The following is a 16,214-nucleotide window of genomic DNA, read 5'->3' on the forward strand; positions in this document are numbered from 1 at the left end:
GGGGGGGCCGCACTCGCCGCGAAACGGCTCGCCGAGCGCACGAACGGGACGGAAGAGGAGTAACCGGTCGCGCGGTCCCGTGGGGTCGGGGCTCGTCCCGGTGACGCCGGCACCCGTCTGTGTGGGCGGGACTTAACCGGGCCGGCCGCTTCCACCGAGGCATGCGGGAGGACGAGCTGGCGACGCGGGTCTTCGCCCACTACGAGACCGCCCACGAGCGCTCGGACGTTCGGCTGGAAGAGCCGTACGACGCCGAGGGACGGCAGGGAGTCGTCGACGTGTACGTGCGGCTTCGGACCCCCCAACCCGTCGACCACGTCGTCGAGCTCAAATCGGATTCCGCGGTGCGGCGCGCGACCGGCGCGAACGAGGTACTCCGCCAGTTCCGCCGGATGGAACGGTACTTTCACGCCGATTCGACACACCGACTTGAGCCGAAGCTGGGTCGTTCGGGACCGGGCGCGCGGTACCTCCTGTTGTTCGCGCCGACGCCGACCTGCGTGTACCACGTCGCGACCAACCGGACCCTCTACGGATCGGTCGACGTCGCCGGGGCCGCGGGCGAGGTGCCGACCGAGCGTACCGTCGCGTTCCTCACCGGCCTCGATGGCGACCCAGAAACGCTCGGGTACCTCTCCGTCAACGGCGACGCTCCGTTCGGTTCCGCGGCCTTCCACGACGCGGTCCCTGAAGGGTCACGGCTCGCCGAGAGCCTCCGTCGGGTCGACGACGACGTGATCGATCCGCCGTCGTAGATCGTTCGCCGCGAAAAGCGGGTCGCCCGGGGGTGACGCGGGCAGCTACTCCTCGTCGTCCGCGTCGTCGCCGGCACGCTTCGACAACATGTACGCTGCGCCGCCGACACCGCTCAGCGCTGCGAGCGGGCCGAATCCAGGGATGTCGTCCCCGACGTCCGGGTCGTCTTCATCATCCGGATCCGTTTCGTCCTCGTCGTCGGTCGTTTCGTCCTCGTCGTCGGTCGTTTCGTCCTCGTCGTCGGCCGTTTCGTCTTCGTCGTCACTCGTTTCGTCCTCGTCGTCCACGTCGAGGGCGTCGAGGGCCCCGGCCGGAACCGCCGACCGGAGTTTGAACGCGTCGTATGCCGCCGCGGCGGGAAGCGCCCGCTGCTCGCCGTCTTCGCCCTCGTAGCCGTAGTAGTCTTCGTCGGGGACGAACCCACCGAACACCCGGAGGTGCGGGTCGTCGATCGCGGCGAGCTCGCGGAGGTCGTTGGCCTCGAACCGGACTTCTATCGCGTCGCCAGTCGCCTCGACGGCCGTCGCGGTCGCCTCCGCACCGGTCCGGGTGACGGCCCGGTACGGCTCCTCGTCCGTGATCGCCTCCGCCGCGTCGCCCGGATGGGGGATCCGCACCGTGGCGGTGTCGCCGTCGATGTCGACCTCGTGGGCTTCACCGACCGGCTCGTCGACGCGGAGGATGCGGTTCTCCACCGCGGGCGTCACCTCCCCGTGAGCACTGATGTACTCGGCGACCGCCGGTCCGTACTGTGTCCCGGACTCGGCGATGAAGTCGTCCCGTTCGAGGTCGAACGCGCCAGCGTAGTAGTCGGTCGTCGATATCCTGTACGTCTCGTCCGGATCAAGCGGCTCGCCGCCGACGAACACGCTGAGCACCTCGGCGTCCTCGTGGCCGCGCCACTCGTACTGGATCCCCGCCACCTGCTGCGCCTGCTGTGCGCCGAACGGGGCATCCCCAGCGAGGTAGTCGATCCGGTCTTCGAGGACCTGACGGATCTGTGCACCTGAGACTTCAGCGAGGATCACCTCGTTGTCGAACGGGTTGATCTCCAGGATGTCCTGTAGCGTGAGCTCGCCGGGCCCGTAGGTGTCGTTGGTACGGATCCCACCGGAGTTCTGGAACGAGGCGTCGGCGTCGCCGTAGAAGTCGAGCATCGCGTTCGTGATGAGGTTCCCCATCGTGCTCTCGCGGCCGTAGTTGACCGCACCGGAAGCGTTCAGCTCGAGCGTCGTCTCGCCGATGGTCTCTGAAACCTCCTCGTCGATCTCCGCCAGCTGGGCTTCCAACCGGTCGAGGAACTCCGGATCGGGGTCGATATCCATCGGTTCCCCCTCGTCGTCGACGAGGTCGATCCGCTGCCAGTCGACGAGCTCTCCCGAGGCGTCGAGCGTCATGACCCCAACGTGGAAGTAGGCGTACCCGATTTCGCTGATGACCGTGTCCTCGTGGATCTCCGCGTCGTCGAACGTGACGTGCGAGTGCGAGCCGAAGATGGCGTCGAGCCCGTCGACCGTCTCGGCGATCTCGAAGTGACGCTCGTGTGGGACGTGGGAAGCGAGCACGACGACATCACATCCCTCCTCCTCGCGGAGCAGGGCCGTCATCTCCTCGGCCTTCTCGACGGGGTCCTCCTGGATGTAGTCGTCCGGATAGTCCGTGATGCTGTGGAACCCGTCCAAGACGACGTTGAACACGCCGAGCCGGAGCCCGTCGATGTCGCGGACGACGTACTCCTCGGTGTTCGGGAGCTGCTCGCCGTCGGGCGTCTTCAAGTTCGACGTGACCCACGGGAACTCGCTCTGTTCGAACTTGTCGAGTGCGCTCTCGATCCCGTAGTCGAAGTCGTGGTTGCCGACGCCGGCGACGGCGATGTTCATGTCGTTCATGAACTCGACTTTGTGCTCGCCCTCGGTGAAAAACGAGACGAGCGAGGAGCCGAGCTCGTCGCCACTCCCCATGAACAGCACGTCGTCACGGTCGCCGAGCTGTTCTTGGAGCACCGTCTGGTAACGGGCGATGTTCGGCTCGCCGGGTTCGCCGATGTCGCTGTGCGAGTGGAGATCGTGAACGATAGTGACCGTGTCCTCCTCCTCGGCCGCTGCCGGGAGGCTGAACGCGCTCGCAGTGACGGCCGCCGCCGCGGTGCCGAGCACCGTCCGTCGCGTTACGGTGCGGTGATCGCGGCCGCAGCCACAGGCCGGCGTCACTCCCGTCGTCTCGGGAGTATCGACCCTCGTCGAGGAACGCTCCGTTCCGGACGCCCGGCCGCTCGTCGGGTCGTCGTCCGTTGAGTCGCCGTCCGTCGTCGATTCAGTTCGGTCGAATCTGGCTGGTCGTCTGTCGTCGCCAGTCAAGTACTGTCGGTCCCGTCGCTCGTTGGACATGTACGACATGTATTCACCGAGAGCGATCTAATATAAATACTGGTGTACGGGCGGGATAGTGGGGTATACGGTGGTATTTAGCGAGAATCGAGGAGAAAGTCTCGCGCTTCAGCGCGGGGAGGATGTCAAGATCGGATGCCGTACGGAGGCACCCACGCGTTCTCGGCCGTCAGCGTCGCGTTCGGGGCGACCTGAAAGACGTGACGGGGGTATAAGTACGACCCCGAGGGAACACGTCGGTGGAGCGATCACTGAATGAGCGTACTCAACTCCTTCGGCGGACTCGTCAGTAGTATCATCGCCAGCGTTCTCATGCTGGTGTTCGGGATACTCAGCTTCTTCATCACCGTGTTCATCGTCGACGTGGGTGCCGGGCTCGCCGGACACTCGCCCAGCGCGGATTTCGTCGCGCTCGCGGCGGCGATACTCGCTGCCGGCGTGATCGTCGCCGGAGCCTCCCCGATGGCCGGACTGGGCGAGGAGGACGCCTGACGACCGGAGAGGTTCAGCCGCCACGGGTCGACCACACGCGGCGGCGATGCGGGCCGACGACGCGGACCCTTATAAACCGAGCTCGCGGCCGAGCACGACGTGTTGGATCTCGCTCGTCCCTTCACCGATCTCCATCAGCTTCGCGTCCCGGTAGAAGCGCTGTGGCGCGAAGTCGGTAGTGTAGCCGTAGCCGCCGAGCGTCTGGACGGCTTCCTCAGCCACTTCGCGGGCGGCCTCGCTGGCGTCGAGCTTCGCGAGCGACGACGCGCGAGTGACGTCCTCGCCGGCGTCGTATTTCGTCGCCGCCTTGTGCGTGAGTAGTCGGGCGCGCTCCGTCTGCCGGTGCATGTGGACGACCTTGTCGCGGATCGCGTCGAACTTCGCGATCGGCTTGCCGAACTGCTCGCGCTCGCCGGCGTACTCCTTGGCGGCCTCGTACGCCCCCTGTGCGAGCCCCGTCGACAGTGCGGCGATGGAGATCCGGCCGCCGTCGAGCGTCTTCATCGTCTGTGTCCACCCTTCGCCCTCCTCTCCGAGCAGGCGGTCGGCCGGGAGGCGCACGTCGTCGAGGGCGATCTCACAGGTCGGCGAGCAGTTGAGCCCCATCTTGTCCCAGACGGTCGTCACCTCGAACCCGTCGTCGTGCTCCGGGTCGACGATGAACGTCGAGATCCCGTCGTACCCTGCGTCGGGGTCGGTGACCGCCTTCACCAGCACCGAGTTCGCCACGTTCGCGTTGGTGATGAACTGCTTGGTGCCGTTCAACACGTACTCGTCGGCGTCGGCGTCGTACTCGGCGATCGTGTCCATATCGGAGGCGTCGGAACCGCTGCCGGGCTCCGTGAGCGCCCACGCGCCGATCCCTTCGCCCGTCGCGAGCGGGCGGAGCCACTCCTCCTTCTGGGCGTCCGTGCCGAACGCCTCGATCGGCTTCGCGCCGAGGGAGGTGTGGGCGGCGTACGACAGCCCGATCCCGCCGGAGACGCGCCCTATCTCCTCGGTGACCAGCGCGTACATGAGCTGGTCGCCGCCGAGCCCGCCGTACGCCTCGCTCACCGGGATCCCCATCATGTCGAGCTCGGCGAGCGCCTCGAACACCTCCGCGGGGAAGCGGTGTTCGTCCTCGATCTCCTGGGCGATCGGCCGTATCTCCTCCTCGCAGAACTCCCGGACGGTGTCCCGGATCATGCGGTGTTCCGCGGGCAGCTCGAAGTCCATAGGCAAGACTTGCGGCGGCCGAGTATAAACGATGCGAACGACCGTGAGGGACCGGGGCCACAGAGGACGGCGGGCCGCCGAGAATGCCAAGCGGTCTACCGTCCCGCAATGCGGGAGCGTCGCGATCCTTTATCAGCCGTCGCCGCGTCGATCCGTCGTATGGAGCTCCGCCGACTCGTCCGTGGCACTGTCGAGTGGCCCGAGCTGGAACGGGTCGTCCAGGAGCTGGCGGAGCGATACGATCGTGAGACGGTGCGCGTCGAGTTCCTCGACGCCGACAACTGGCTGTCGACGCCGATGGTGATCGACGACGACCTGTTCGTGAAGGTGATCACGCGACAGAACACGCTCGTCCACGCGTTGTTCACGACCGGTCGGAACCTCGGCGCGTTCTCGGCCGGGACGGAGGGGTTCTTCGAGCGCTACCGAACCCCGTACGAGATGGCGCGCCACGAGCTCGAGGCGACCGAGCGGGTCCGGGAGATCGGCGTCAACGCGCCGGAGCCGATCGAGGCGCTGGAGATCGGCGACCTGGGCGTCGTCGTGCTGGAGTACCTCCCGGAGTTCCGGACGCTCGACGAGATCGACCACGAACGGGAGCACGAGCTCGCCCCCGAGCTGTTCTCCACCCTCCGCCGGATCCACGACGCCGGCCTCGCACACGGCGACCTCCGCGCCGAGAACGTGTTGGTCCTCGACGACGAGCTGTACGTGATCGACGCGACCAACGTGAGCGAGGCGGGTCGAGCCGACGCCCGGTCGTACGACCTCGCGAGCGCCTTAGCGTCGCTGGAGCCGCTCATCGGCGCGAGCGCCGTCGTCGACGCCGCGTTGACGAGCTACTCGCCCGATGAGTTGCTTGCAGCCCGCCGGTTCCTCGATTTCGTCGCGATCCGACCCGACCACGAGTTCGACGCCGCCGGGCTGAAAGGGGAACTCGAGAAGCGGGTGGCGTGACGGAGCGTGACGACCGCCCGCGTCACTCCGGGTTTGATCGGTCGGCCGGGTCACGGTCGGCCGGGCCGGTTGCCCCTCACTCAGGGCTCGCCTCGACGGAACTGCCCGAGGAGGACGCCCGTTCTCGACTCACCGCCCAGATGCCGACGGCCATGAGCGTCCCGCCGAGCAGGAACCCCGCCCCGAGCCGCTCGCCGAGCAGCGCCGCGCCGAGCGCCGCTCCGATCGCCGGCTGGGCGAAGAAGAAGACGGCGACGGTTCCGGCCGGAACGTACTCCAACCCCTTGTACCAGAGATACCAGGCGGCGGCCGTCGCCGCCACCCCCAGATACAGGACCGTCCCGACGGATCCGACGGTTATCGGGATCTCGGTCGGCGAAACGTCGAGTATCCACAGCTCCGCGACCGCGAGAACGCCGAGCATCGGCACGCTCGCCAGCGAGGAGTACGTCGCCGCGTCGAGCGCGCCGTAGCGTCCCACGACGGGTACTCCCCAGACGGTGTATCCCGCCCACGCGACGCTGGCGACGAGCAGCAACGCTACCCCGGCGAGGTTGCCGGCGGCGAGTCCGCTCGGGTCGTACTGCCCGGCGAGGACGACGACGGTTCCGACCGCCGCGAGGGCCATCCCGCCCGCTTTCGTCGCGGTGACACGTTCGCCGAGCACCGCGGCACCCAACAGGACGGTGAAGACGGGAGTCAACACGGTCAACAGCGACCCCTGGCTCGCGTTCGTCAGCTCGGTGCCGACGAACTGCGTGACGATCGTCAGGGTTACCCAGCCGCCGAGAACGACGAACCCGGGCCAGTCCGCGCGAGGAGGGAGCTGCCCGCCGCGACCGGCGACGACCGCCCAGAGGACGGTAGCGCCGAGCGCGACACGGAGGAACCCCAGCGTCACCGGCGGGATCAGCGTGAACCCCCACTTGCTGACGACGTACATCCCGCCCCACAGCCCGGCAGCGACGAGGGGGGCGAGCGCGAACGCGTATCGGCCGAGGCCGCCGGTCATCCCCCGAGGTATAGCTGTGAGACCTCGTCGTCGTCCAACAGCGCCTCCGGCGTGCCCTCGAACCGGACGGTTCCCTGGTCGAGCACGTAGCCGCGGTCCGAGATACCCAGTCCCTTCGTGACGTTTTGTTCGACCATCAGGATCGCCGTGTCCATCTCGTTGACTGCTTGGACATCTGCGAACACGTCGTCGGCGGTGTTGGGTGCGAGCCCCGCGGACGGCTCGTCGATGAGGAGCACGTCCGGCTCCATCACCAGCGCTCTGGCGAACGCCAACACCTGACGCTGCCCGCCCGAGAGGGTCCGCGCCTTCGCGTCGCGCTTCTCGTCGATGATCGGGAACCGGTCGTACAGCCGGTCGATCACGTCGTCGAGCCCGCCGGTACGGGCGACACCGCCCATCCGGAGGTTCTCCTCTATCGTCAGCGACCCGAACACGTTCTCGGTCTGCGGGACGTAGCCGATCCCCTCGCGGACGATGTCTTCGGGAGCCATTCCGCCGATCTCGCGGCCGTGGTACTCGACCGTCCCCTCCCACGGCGTCAACATCCCGAACGCCGTCTTGAGGACCGTCGACTTCCCCGCGCCGTTCGGCCCGACGAGACAGACGATCTCGCCGGGGTCGAGGTGAAGCGTGAGGTCGTCGAGCACCTGTACCTCGCCGTAGCCGCTGTCGACGCCGGACAAGGCGAGCACGGCGTCCGCGGCGTCGCTCGCGTCCGTGGGAGTGGTGTCGTCGCGCGCGACGGCCGGCTCGCCGCCGGATGCGGTCGGAGCATCGTCCGCTGTGGTCGAGCCCTCGTCGGACGCAGACGGGTCCGTCGCGCTCATACCCCACCTCCGAGATACGCGGAGATGACGCGCTCGTCGTTCCGAACCCCTTCAGGGGTCCCCTCCGTCAGGACGCTCCCCTGATCCAGCACGATGATCGGGTCGGCGAGGTCCATCACGAACTCCATGTCGTGTTCGATCAGCACGAACGTCGTCCCCTCCCGATGGAGCCGCCTGATCTGCGTCTTCAGCTTCTTCGCGAGCGTCGGGTTCACGCCCGCCACCGGCTCGTCCAAGAGCAGCACCTCCGGGTCGGCCAGCATCGCGCGGGCCAGCTCGACGAGCTTCATCTGTCCGCCGGAGATGTCGGTCGCGGGCTGGGTCGCGAGATGGTCGATCTCGAACTCCTCGAGGATGCGTTCGGCCTCGGCGAGGTTCGCCGCCTCGCTCTCCGCGACCGTCGACGGCGACGTGAACAGCGTGATGAACGACTCGCCCGGCTGGTTCCGGGGGCCGACCAGCATCGCCTCCCGGACCGTCATTCCCTCGAGCTTGCGCGGGGTCTGGAACGTCCGGATCAGCCCGTGGTCGGCGACCTGATACGGCTCCAACCCGGTCACGTCGGTCCCGTTGACGGTGACGCTTCCCCCGTCGGGCTCGTAGAACCCGGAGATCAGGTTGAACAGCGTCGACTTCCCCGCGCCGTTCGGCCCGATCAGCCCGGTGATCGTGCCGCGCTTGACCTCGAACGTCGCGTGGTCCGTCGCGGTGAGTCCCCCGAACGACTTCTGAAGGTCGTCGACGCGGAGCACCGTGTCGGGTTTCCCCTCGACGGCCCCGACTTGCGGGCCGCCGTCCGGGACCGGTTCCCGTGTTGTCGACCCGGCCGCAGCGCTCGTCGTCAACGAGCCCGCGCCTCGCGCTCCCGCCGTGTTCGTCGCGTCCGGTCCGTCCCTCGCGTGCTCCGTCGTCGGTTCGTTCGATGAGTCACTCATTCCTATCGCCTCCGTTCGATCCGACCCCATCGGTGTCGTCGGCTGCTCCGTCCATGTCGTCGGTTGTTCCGTCGTTGCCAGGTCCATCGCCAACTGTTCCGTCCTCGGCCGTTCCGTTCTCGTCGAGATCGTCGACATCGCCGAGGTCGGCGTCGGTCTTCCGTTCGCGGACGCCGCTCGTCGGTCGGTTCGGCGTGCCCGCCCCGTCGACCGCGCTGGGCCAGATCAGCTCGCGCTGTGGCGGCAGGACGCCCTGTGGCCGGAAGCGCATCACGAGAACGATCAGTAGGCCGATCAACAGCAGCCGCAGGGGTGCCCCGTCGATCGGTACCCAGGCCACGTCGTTGATGAACCGGGACCCCTCTCGGATGGTGACGACGACGAACCCGCCGAGCAGCGCGCCGCGGTTCGACCCGCTCCCGCCGAGGATCACGGCGACCCACACGTAGAACGTCGTGATCGGGTCGAGGTCGCCGGGGTTGACGAACAGGTTGAGATGCGCGTAGAACACCCCCGCCAGCGCCATGACGACGCTGCCGAGGACGAACGTCTGCATCTTGTACGAGAAGGTGTTCTTCCCGAGCGCCTTCGCGAGGTCCTCGTCGGACCGTATCGTTCGCAACACCCGCCCCCACGGCGAGCGCTGTGCGCGCCGGAGCACGAAGAACGCGACCGCGAGGAACGCGAGCAGCAGCGACACGTTCAGCAGCTGCCGCCAGAACCCCGTTCCGAGCGTGATCGGCGACCCGGGGACGATCACGATCTCGAGGCCCGGCATCGTCTCGGGGAACGTCCCGAGTACGGGCCATCCCTCGAAGAAGCTCGGAATTCCCCGGATCCCGGCGCTCCCGTTGGTCCACTGCCGCTCGTTCCGGAGGAACAGCCGGATCACCTCGGCCAGTCCGAGCGTCGCGATCGCGAGGTAGTCCGCCCGAAGACGGAGCGTCGGGATCCCGATCGCGACCGCGACGACCGCGGCGACGACGAGCCCGACGACGAGCCCGAAGATCGGATTGAACCCGCCCGCGATCGGGGAGTTACTCGCCGTCATCAGCGCCGCGCCGTACGCACCGATCCCGAAGAACGCGGCGACGCTGAAGTTGATCAGCCCGCCGAACCCCCACTGTGCGTTCAGCCCGAGCGACAACAGCGCGTACATCCCCGCGAGCCCGAACAGGAACAGGAAGTACGACGGACCGAGCCGGGCCGTCACGAGCGCGAGGAACAGCAACAGCACCACGAAACCGACGACCGCCGTCACGACGGTCTCGGTAACCGTCATCTCGTCCGCGTACGCCCGGAAGTCGAGTCGGGACACGTCAGACACCCCCTCCGTCGGCGTTGTCTCCGGCGATCCCGTTCGGCCGCACGAGCAGGATAACGACCATGATCAGGAACGCGACGGCCTCGGCGTACTCGATACCGATCGGGATCCCGGCCCGCGAGAGCAGCGGCGTCATCTCGACGACCATGCCGATGAGGAAGCCGCCGAGCACCGCGCCGTAGACGGAGCCGATGCCGCCGAGGATCACCGCGGCGAACACCACCAACAGGAGGTTGAACCCCATCCGCGGGAGCAGCTGGTTGAACAGCCCGAGGAACGCGCCACCCGCACCGGCCAGCCCGGCACCGATGATCCACGACCACAGCTTCACGCGGTACGTCCGGATCCCGCTCACACGCGCCAGATCCGGGTTATCGGCCATCGCTCGCATCTTCCGGCCGAGGTCAGTGTGCTGGAGGAGGACGTGTAAGCCGACGACGAGCACGGCCGCCGAGACGACCGTCGCCAGGTCGTGGTACGTGATCCGGATCCCGTACGGGAGCAGCCCCTCGATCGGCCGCAACGACGCGATATCGTACCGGATCGCGTCCGCGCCGAACCCCATCTGGATCAGCGCTCGGTAGACGAACGCGACGCCGATCGACGTGATCAACAGCCCGATCGATCCCACGTCGAGCGGGTCGTACACGAGCCGCTGTGTCACGACGGCGACGGCCGCGGCCGCGACGATCCCGACCCCGACCGCGGCGAAAAAGCCCAGGGGAAGCCCGAGCACCGTGAACCCGACGCCGCCGATGAGGCCGAACGCGACGAGGGTCGCGTACGCGCCGACGGTCATCGTGTCGCCGTGCGCGAAGTTCGCGAACCCCGCGATGCTGTAGATCAGCGAGAGACCGATGCTCGCGAGGACGATGATGCTGCTGTATACGACGCCGTTGGCGGCGAACTCGAGTACCGACATGGTCAGGCGATAACCGACATGGTCGGGTGGTTACGACTCCCGGAACTCGATCGCTTCGTAGTCGTGATCCCTGACCTCGAAGACCACGAGGCTCCCGCGTGGGTCTCCGTTTTCGTCGAAGTCGATCGGGCCGCTGACCCCCTGGTAATCGATGTCGTCGGCGGTCCCGCCATCGTCGAGGATCGCGTGCGCCTCCTCGTAGGTGAACACCTCCTCGCCTTCGGGGCGCGTGACGTCACGGACGACCTCCCCGAGGGCGCGGCCAGTGAACTCGTCGGCCGCCTGGATCGACAGCGCGGCGGTCACGGCACAGTCGTACGAGAACGCGGACCACGCGGTCGGCGATTCGCCGAACTCCGCCTCGAAGTCGGCCGCGAACGCCTGGTAGTTCTCCTGGCCCTCCGGCGCGGCTGGCTCCACGAGCTTCATACCATCCATGCTCCCCTGTGGGGTGTTCGCGAGCACGGTGTCGCCGCGGTTCGAGTCCGCGCCGTACAGCTGCGGCTCGTAGCCGCTCTCGAACATGTTCGTCACCATCGTCGCGAACTCCTGCTGGTAGGTGATACAGAGCCACGCGTCCGTGCCGGAGCCGTTCATCTCCGAGACGAGGCTCCCGTAGGAGGCCTGTTCGCCGTCGTGCGAGCTCTCGTAGACGATCTCGCCGTCGTACGCCTCGGCGAAGGCGTCGAAGAGGCTTTCACCGAACTCGTCGTTGATGTAGGTGACCGCGACCTCGTCGTACCCGTCTTCCGCGATGATGTCCGCCAGCGCGACCGACTGGGTGCGCCCGCTCGGCGACATCCGCAACAGGCCGGGGAACTCCGTCAGCCCGAGGCCCGTCGAGTTCTGGCTCAGCTGGACGACATCGGTCCCCTGGATCACGCTCTCGTAGATCGACAGCGAGACGCCGGAGCCGACCGCGCCGATGAGGAAGGGGACGTTGTCCTGGTTGACGAGCTTCTGTGCCGCCGCGACGCCGCCCTGACTCTCGCTTTCGGAGTCCTCGACTATCACGTCGAGCTCGCCACCCCTGACACCCACTTCGTTGATGTCGGCGAGCGCCAGCTCTAACGCGCGCTGGTTCCGCTCGCCGAAGTCGGCGAGCGATCCGGTAAGCGAGTCGACCATCCCGATCTCGTAGACGTCCTGGTCGTCGTCGCCGCCCGACCCTCCGTCGTCGCTCCCGTCGTCCGCGCCCGATCCGTCGTCGTCATCGTCGTCCGTCGTGCTCACGCAGCCCGCGAGGCCGACGATCCCGACGCCGCCCGCCGTTTTCAACAGCGTCCGGCGGTCGGTCAGCGATCCGATGCGTTCCTGATCCGTCGTGTCCATGGTATCTCGTGGCATGCGTTACCTGTAACGCCCGTGGGTATACGTGTATCTGAAACCCACCCCGTCCATGGTCGGTTTAGGGCTTCTATCGGGGTATTTCGCGCAATAATTGCCAATACAGATTATCCATCAATACTATATCACGGAATAATTGGTCGGGTGAGTGTATATACGGGCGAGGCCCCCACTGCCGTACATGATACCGCCCATCGCGAGGGACTTCGTCGCCGGGGAGACCCCGGAGGCCGCACTCGAGCACGTCGCCGGGCTCAACGAGCGCGGCGTGGCGGGGATACTGAACCTTCTCGGCGAACATTACACGGAACGCGCACCCGCCGATGCGGACGCGGACGCCTACGTGGACCTCGTTGCGGCGATCGCCGACCGGGGGCTGGACGCGTGTGTCTCCGTAAAACCGAGCCAGATCGGGCTCGACGTCGGCGAGGACGTCTTCGCGGCGAACCTCGCGCGGATCGTCGAAGCGGCGAACGGGGAAGCGGTCGGGAGCGACGCCACATCGCCCGGAAGCGACGGCACATCGCCCGGGAGCGATACCGGGTCCTCCGGGGTCGATGCTGCACTCGCGGCGTCGACGGGCGGTGGGACCTTCGTTTGGATCGACATGGAGGACCACGAGACGACGGACGTCACCCTTGACGCGTTCGAGCGCCACGCCGTCGCGACCGACGGGAACGTTGGCGTCTGCGTCCAAGCGAACCTCCGGCGCACGCGTGACGACTTGGAGCGGCTCGCCGCGCTTCCGGGGAAGGTCCGCCTCGTCAAGGGGGCCTACGACGAGCCGGCGGCGGTCGCGTACACGGAGAAGGCGCGCGTCGACGAAGCGTACCGCGACGACCTCGCGTTCATGTTCGAGGCGTTCGACGACGGGATCGCCGTCGGAAGCCACGACCCGGCGATGATCGAGTACGCGGCCGAGCTGTACGCCGACCATGGAACGCCGTACGAGGTCCAGATGCTGATGGGCGTTCGGGAGTCCGAGCAGTACGCGCTCGCCGGCGACCCGGACGTCGACGCCGCTGTGTACCAGTACATCCCGTACGGCTCGAAGTGGTTCTCCTACTTCTACCGACGGATCCGCGAGCGGAAATCGAACGCGCTGTTCGCGCTGCGGGCGATCGTCGGACGGTGAGTCGGTGACGAGAGCGGAGATCGGACCCCGCCACTCGATCCGCTACGGGTCGAGCAGCTTCGACTCCGCCTTCCGGAGGTGTTCGAGCAGGGTCGTCTTCGAGACCTCGAGGTCGTCCGCGAGCTCTCGAGTTGACACCCCTCGCGGCCACTCGTAGTACCCCACCTGCCGGGCGTGCTCGTACACGTTCCGCTGGGTGGACGTGAGGGTGTCGAGACGTTGGTCGCGGGCGCTCTGACCGGCGTACCCCGTCGACGACATCGATTCGACGCTCACATCAGCGTCGGCGTCGGCCTGGACCGCGTCCAGCGCCTCGCGGATCTCCGTTCGCTCCCCGGCGAAACACACCTGCCACTCCTCGCGACCGTTCTCGATCCGGACCGGAGCACTGTGGACGAACCCGTGTTCCAACAGCGTCGGACACATCATGTCCGCGGGGTCGTACTCCAAGAAGAACTCGCGGACGACGTTACCGGGTGCGTCGCGGGCGCGGCCGAACCGCTCTTGGAGCTCAAGCAGGTCACCCGCCCGGTCGGACGACCGGATCGCGTCCAGCAGCGCCTCGACCTCCTCGTTCGTGTCGGCGAAGGCGGTAAAGAGGCCGTTCACCGAGTTCGGGGCGTCGCCACCCGTCTTCGGCGAGTTGTATATCGCGTGTGCGAGCACGCCACCGCCAGTCTCTCTCGTCGCTTCGATCGCCCAACAGTTCGGATGCCAGAGATCCAGTGTCAGTCGAGTGCCGGACCAGTCGCTGCCCCCTCTCGCGTCGGACGTTGCCATTACAGCTCTTTCTCTGGTACCCGGTGACAAAGACTCTGCCGACCATGGTCGGGTGGGTTATTTGGCAACGGGCCGAAAACGGGAACGTATGGCAGACGCCTACGACCACTACATCGACGGCGAGTGGGTATCCGGAGAGGGTACCGACACCTTCGAAAGCGAGAACCCCGCGACCGGGGAGACGCTCGGCGAGTTCCACCGCGGCACCCCGAACGACGTCGACCGCGCGGTCGCGGCCGCCGACGAGGCGTTCGAGGAATGGCGCGAGCTCTCCCGTATCCAGCGCGCGGAGTACCTCTGGGACGTGTATCACGAGCTGCGCGAGCGAACCGACGAACTCGGGCGCGTGGTAACGAAAGAGTGCGGCAAGGAGATAAGCGAGGGGAAAGCCGACGTGGTCGAGGCCGCCCACATGGTCGAGTGGGCCGCCGGCGACGCCCGCCATCCGAAAGGCGATATCGTCCCTTCCGAGATCCCGTCGAAGGACGCCTACATGCGCCGGAAACCCCGCGGTGTCACCGGCTGTATCACGCCGTGGAACTTCCCGGTCGCGATCCCGTACTGGCACATGGCTATCGCGCTGGTCGAGGGGAACACCGTCGTGTTCAAGCCGGCCGAGCAGACGCCGTGGTGTGCCCAGATCGTCGCCGAGATGTTCGACGATGCGGGGATCCCGGACGGCGTGTTCAACATGGTTCAGGGGTTCGGCGACGCCGGCAACGCGATCGTCGAGAACGACGACGTCGAGACGGTCGTCTTCACCGGCTCCGCGGAGGTCGGCCATCACATCCAGGACAAGCTCGGCGGCGTCCCCGGCAAACGGGTCGCCTGCGAGATGGGCGGCAAAAACGCGATCGTCGTGACCGAGAACGCGGACTTGGACGTCGCCGTCCACTCCGCGGTGATGTCCTCGTTCAAGACCACCGGCCAACGCTGTGTCTCCTCCGAGCGCCTGATCGTCCACACCGACGTGTACGACGAGTTCAAGTCGCGGTTCGTCGAGGTCGCCGAGGACGTCGCAGTCGGCGACCCACTACAGGAGGACACGTTCATGGGACCGCTCATCGAGGCCGACCACTACGAGAAGGTCGCGAAGTACAACGAGCTGGCACGCGAGGAGGACGTGAACGTGCTCGTCGACCGGACGGAGCTCGATGACGACGAGATCCCGGACGGCCACGAGGACGGCCACTGGATCGGCCCGTTCGTCTACGAGGCCGACCCCGACGCCGACCTCCGGTGTACCCACGAAGAGGTGTTCGGTCCGCACGTCGCGCTCCTCGAATACGACGGCGACATCGAACGCGCCGTCGAGATCCAGAACGACACCGACTACGGGTTGGCGGGTGCGGTCATCTCCGAGGACTACCGGCAGATCAACTACTACCGCGACCGCGCCGAGCTCGGCTTGGCGTACGGGAACCTGCCGTGTATCGGCGCGGAGGTCCAGCTGCCCTTCGGCGGCGTGAAGAAGTCGGGGAACGGCTACCCCTCCGCCCGGGAAGCGATCGAAGCCGTCACCGACCGGACCGCGTGGACCCTGAACAACTCGAAGGATATCGAGATGGCACAGGGACTCTCCGCGGACATCAAGACGCGCGAAGACTGAGACACCGGCTTCCGGCCCTCGTGCGCCCCGACCTACTGGGTCCCGTTTTCGAGCGCGACACGGATCGTCTCGCCGACTGCAGAGAGCGGCGGGTCCGCCAGGTCGGGCTCGGCCACGACCCGCTCCCGCGGCCGCCCGACGGGCTGGGGGACCCGTTCCGTCCCGACGAGTCCCGCGTCTATCAGCCGACGTTTCACCCGTGTGAACGTCGATGAGCTGCCGATCCCGGCGTCCTCACACGCCCGACGGAGGTCGTGATCGAGGAGTTCGTGGCGCGCCCCTACCGCGTACACGCGGATCCGGGCGTCGACGAGGTCCTCGCTCGAAAGCGACGGGTCGACGTCTAAGACCCGGACCACGTCGTCGGCGAACCCCCCGCCACACCGGTCGTCGAACGCGCGGTACACCCGGTGGCGGCTCGGCGTCCGGAGGCGACGGGTCGAGGCGGTCGCGATCGGTTCGGCGTACAGTTCGCGTAGCGTCGGGTCGTCGCCGACGCGGTGCCGGAAC

General features: G+C 67.2%; 14 protein-coding genes and 1 pseudogene. 5 read left to right on the forward strand and 10 right to left on the reverse strand.

What is annotated here, in order from left to right; all coding sequences use genetic code 11:
• The first annotated feature begins 161 nt into the window (after window positions 1-161).
• Window positions 162-755, forward strand: coding sequence for a hypothetical protein (locus ACFQEU_RS04470; protein ID WP_379779678.1), 594 nt, complete (start codon window positions 162-164; stop codon window positions 753-755).
• Between the two features lie 45 nt (window positions 756-800).
• On the opposite strand, the gene ACFQEU_RS04475 is transcribed toward ACFQEU_RS04470, so the two are convergent.
• The gene (locus tag ACFQEU_RS04475) at window positions 801-3,152 is read right to left on the reverse strand and encodes a 5'-nucleotidase C-terminal domain-containing protein (protein WP_379779680.1); all 2,352 of its coding nucleotides are present in this window, start codon (window positions 3,150-3,152) and stop codon (window positions 801-803) included.
• Between the two features lie 246 nt (window positions 3,153-3,398).
• Between ACFQEU_RS04475 and ACFQEU_RS04480 the strand changes: the two genes are divergently transcribed.
• The gene (locus tag ACFQEU_RS04480) at window positions 3,399-3,635 is read left to right on the forward strand and encodes a hypothetical protein (protein ID WP_379779682.1); all 237 of its coding nucleotides are present in this window, start codon (window positions 3,399-3,401) and stop codon (window positions 3,633-3,635) included.
• Between the two features lie 69 nt (window positions 3,636-3,704).
• Here the strand turns inward: ACFQEU_RS04480 and ACFQEU_RS04485 are convergent, their stop codons facing one another.
• Window positions 3,705-4,853 (reverse strand): acyl-CoA dehydrogenase family protein, encoded by a 1,149-nt coding sequence (locus tag ACFQEU_RS04485; RefSeq protein WP_379779684.1) that lies wholly within the window; start codon window positions 4,851-4,853, stop codon window positions 3,705-3,707.
• 159 nt (window positions 4,854-5,012) lie between these two features.
• On the opposite strand from ACFQEU_RS04485, the gene ACFQEU_RS04490 reads away from it, so the two are divergent.
• Window positions 5,013-5,810 carry an RIO1 family regulatory kinase/ATPase domain-containing protein gene (locus ACFQEU_RS04490; RefSeq protein ID WP_379779686.1) on the forward strand — a complete coding sequence of 266 codons (798 nt, stop codon included), beginning with the start codon at window positions 5,013-5,015 and terminating at the stop codon, window positions 5,808-5,810.
• 76 nt (window positions 5,811-5,886) lie between these two features.
• Here the strand turns inward: ACFQEU_RS04490 and ACFQEU_RS04495 are convergent, their stop codons facing one another.
• The 6 genes from ACFQEU_RS04495 to ACFQEU_RS04520 are packed head-to-tail and all read right to left on the reverse strand — an operon-like array spanning window position 5,887 to window position 12,180.
• Window positions 5,887-6,822 (reverse strand): DMT family transporter, encoded by a 936-nt coding sequence (locus ACFQEU_RS04495; RefSeq protein WP_379779688.1) that lies wholly within the window; start codon window positions 6,820-6,822, stop codon window positions 5,887-5,889.
• Window positions 6,819-7,652 carry an ABC transporter ATP-binding protein gene (locus ACFQEU_RS04500; protein WP_379779690.1) on the reverse strand — a complete coding sequence of 278 codons (834 nt, stop codon included), beginning with the start codon at window positions 7,650-7,652 and terminating at the stop codon, window positions 6,819-6,821. Before ACFQEU_RS04500 ends, ACFQEU_RS04495 begins: the two co-directional genes overlap by 4 nt.
• Window positions 7,649-8,587: an ABC transporter ATP-binding protein gene (locus ACFQEU_RS04505; protein WP_379779692.1), complete on the reverse strand. Its 939-nt coding sequence runs from the start codon at window positions 8,585-8,587 to the stop codon at window positions 7,649-7,651. The genes ACFQEU_RS04500 and ACFQEU_RS04505 overlap by 4 nt, the downstream gene beginning before the upstream one ends.
• Complete coding sequence (locus ACFQEU_RS04510; RefSeq protein WP_379779706.1) at window positions 8,580-9,869, reverse strand: branched-chain amino acid ABC transporter permease; 1,290 nt, start codon at window positions 9,867-9,869, stop codon at window positions 8,580-8,582. The genes ACFQEU_RS04505 and ACFQEU_RS04510 overlap by 8 nt, the downstream gene beginning before the upstream one ends.
• Window positions 9,870-9,906: 37 nt before the next feature.
• Entirely contained in the window at window positions 9,907-10,833 is a 927-nt protein-coding gene (locus ACFQEU_RS04515) for a branched-chain amino acid ABC transporter permease (RefSeq protein ID WP_379779694.1), read from the reverse strand.
• Window positions 10,834-10,863: 30 nt separating this feature from the next.
• Window positions 10,864-12,180 carry an ABC transporter substrate-binding protein gene (locus ACFQEU_RS04520; RefSeq protein ID WP_379779696.1) on the reverse strand — a complete coding sequence of 439 codons (1,317 nt, stop codon included), beginning with the start codon at window positions 12,178-12,180 and terminating at the stop codon, window positions 10,864-10,866.
• A 181-nt stretch (window positions 12,181-12,361) separates the two neighbouring features.
• Here ACFQEU_RS04520 and ACFQEU_RS04525 point away from each other — a divergent pair, with 181 nt between their 5' ends.
• Window positions 12,362-13,315, forward strand: a complete 954-nt coding sequence (locus ACFQEU_RS04525; RefSeq protein ID WP_379779698.1) for a proline dehydrogenase family protein — start codon at window positions 12,362-12,364, stop codon at window positions 13,313-13,315.
• 42 nt (window positions 13,316-13,357) lie between these two features.
• Here ACFQEU_RS04525 and ACFQEU_RS04530 read toward each other — a convergent pair whose 3' ends face one another.
• A complete protein-coding gene (locus ACFQEU_RS04530; protein WP_379779700.1) occupies window positions 13,358-14,095 on the reverse strand; it encodes a helix-turn-helix domain-containing protein in 738 nt (245 codons plus the stop codon).
• 88 nt (window positions 14,096-14,183) lie between these two features.
• Here ACFQEU_RS04530 and ACFQEU_RS04535 point away from each other — a divergent pair, with 88 nt between their 5' ends.
• A complete protein-coding gene (locus ACFQEU_RS04535) occupies window positions 14,184-15,704 on the forward strand; it encodes an aldehyde dehydrogenase family protein (protein ID WP_379779702.1) in 1,521 nt (506 codons plus the stop codon).
• Between the two features lie 32 nt (window positions 15,705-15,736).
• Here the strand turns inward: ACFQEU_RS04535 and ACFQEU_RS04540 are convergent.
• Window positions 15,737-16,214 (reverse strand): annotated as a pseudogene (locus ACFQEU_RS04540) (transcriptional regulator TbsP domain-containing protein); the annotation flags it as partial.

It is taken from the genome of Halorubrum tibetense, from assembly GCF_042661865.1.
Lineage (GTDB): Archaea > Halobacteriota > Halobacteria > Halobacteriales > Haloferacaceae > Halorubrum > Halorubrum tibetense.

Coding starts and splice junctions, on each gene's coding strand:
- ACFQEU_RS04470 (WP_379779678.1), top strand. CDS start 162: ATGCGGGAGGACGAGCTGGCGACGCGGGTCTTCGCCCACTACGAGACC.
- ACFQEU_RS04475 (WP_379779680.1), bottom strand. CDS start 3,152: ATGTCGTACATGTCCAACGAGCGACGGGACCGACAGTACTTGACTGGC.
- ACFQEU_RS04480 (WP_379779682.1), top strand. CDS start 3,399: ATGAGCGTACTCAACTCCTTCGGCGGACTCGTCAGTAGTATCATCGCC.
- ACFQEU_RS04485 (WP_379779684.1), bottom strand. CDS start 4,853: ATGGACTTCGAGCTGCCCGCGGAACACCGCATGATCCGGGACACCGTC.
- ACFQEU_RS04490 (WP_379779686.1), top strand. CDS start 5,013: ATGGAGCTCCGCCGACTCGTCCGTGGCACTGTCGAGTGGCCCGAGCTG.
- ACFQEU_RS04495 (WP_379779688.1), bottom strand. CDS start 6,822: ATGACCGGCGGCCTCGGCCGATACGCGTTCGCGCTCGCCCCCCTCGTC.
- ACFQEU_RS04500 (WP_379779690.1), bottom strand. CDS start 7,652: ATGAGCGCGACGGACCCGTCTGCGTCCGACGAGGGCTCGACCACAGCG.
- ACFQEU_RS04505 (WP_379779692.1), bottom strand. CDS start 8,587: ATGAGTGACTCATCGAACGAACCGACGACGGAGCACGCGAGGGACGGA.
- ACFQEU_RS04510 (WP_379779706.1), bottom strand. CDS start 9,869: ATGACGGTTACCGAGACCGTCGTGACGGCGGTCGTCGGTTTCGTGGTG.
- ACFQEU_RS04515 (WP_379779694.1), bottom strand. CDS start 10,833: ATGTCGGTACTCGAGTTCGCCGCCAACGGCGTCGTATACAGCAGCATC.
- ACFQEU_RS04520 (WP_379779696.1), bottom strand. CDS start 12,180: ATGCCACGAGATACCATGGACACGACGGATCAGGAACGCATCGGATCG.
- ACFQEU_RS04525 (WP_379779698.1), top strand. CDS start 12,362: ATGATACCGCCCATCGCGAGGGACTTCGTCGCCGGGGAGACCCCGGAG.
- ACFQEU_RS04530 (WP_379779700.1), bottom strand. CDS start 14,095: ATGGCAACGTCCGACGCGAGAGGGGGCAGCGACTGGTCCGGCACTCGA.
- ACFQEU_RS04535 (WP_379779702.1), top strand. CDS start 14,184: ATGGCAGACGCCTACGACCACTACATCGACGGCGAGTGGGTATCCGGA.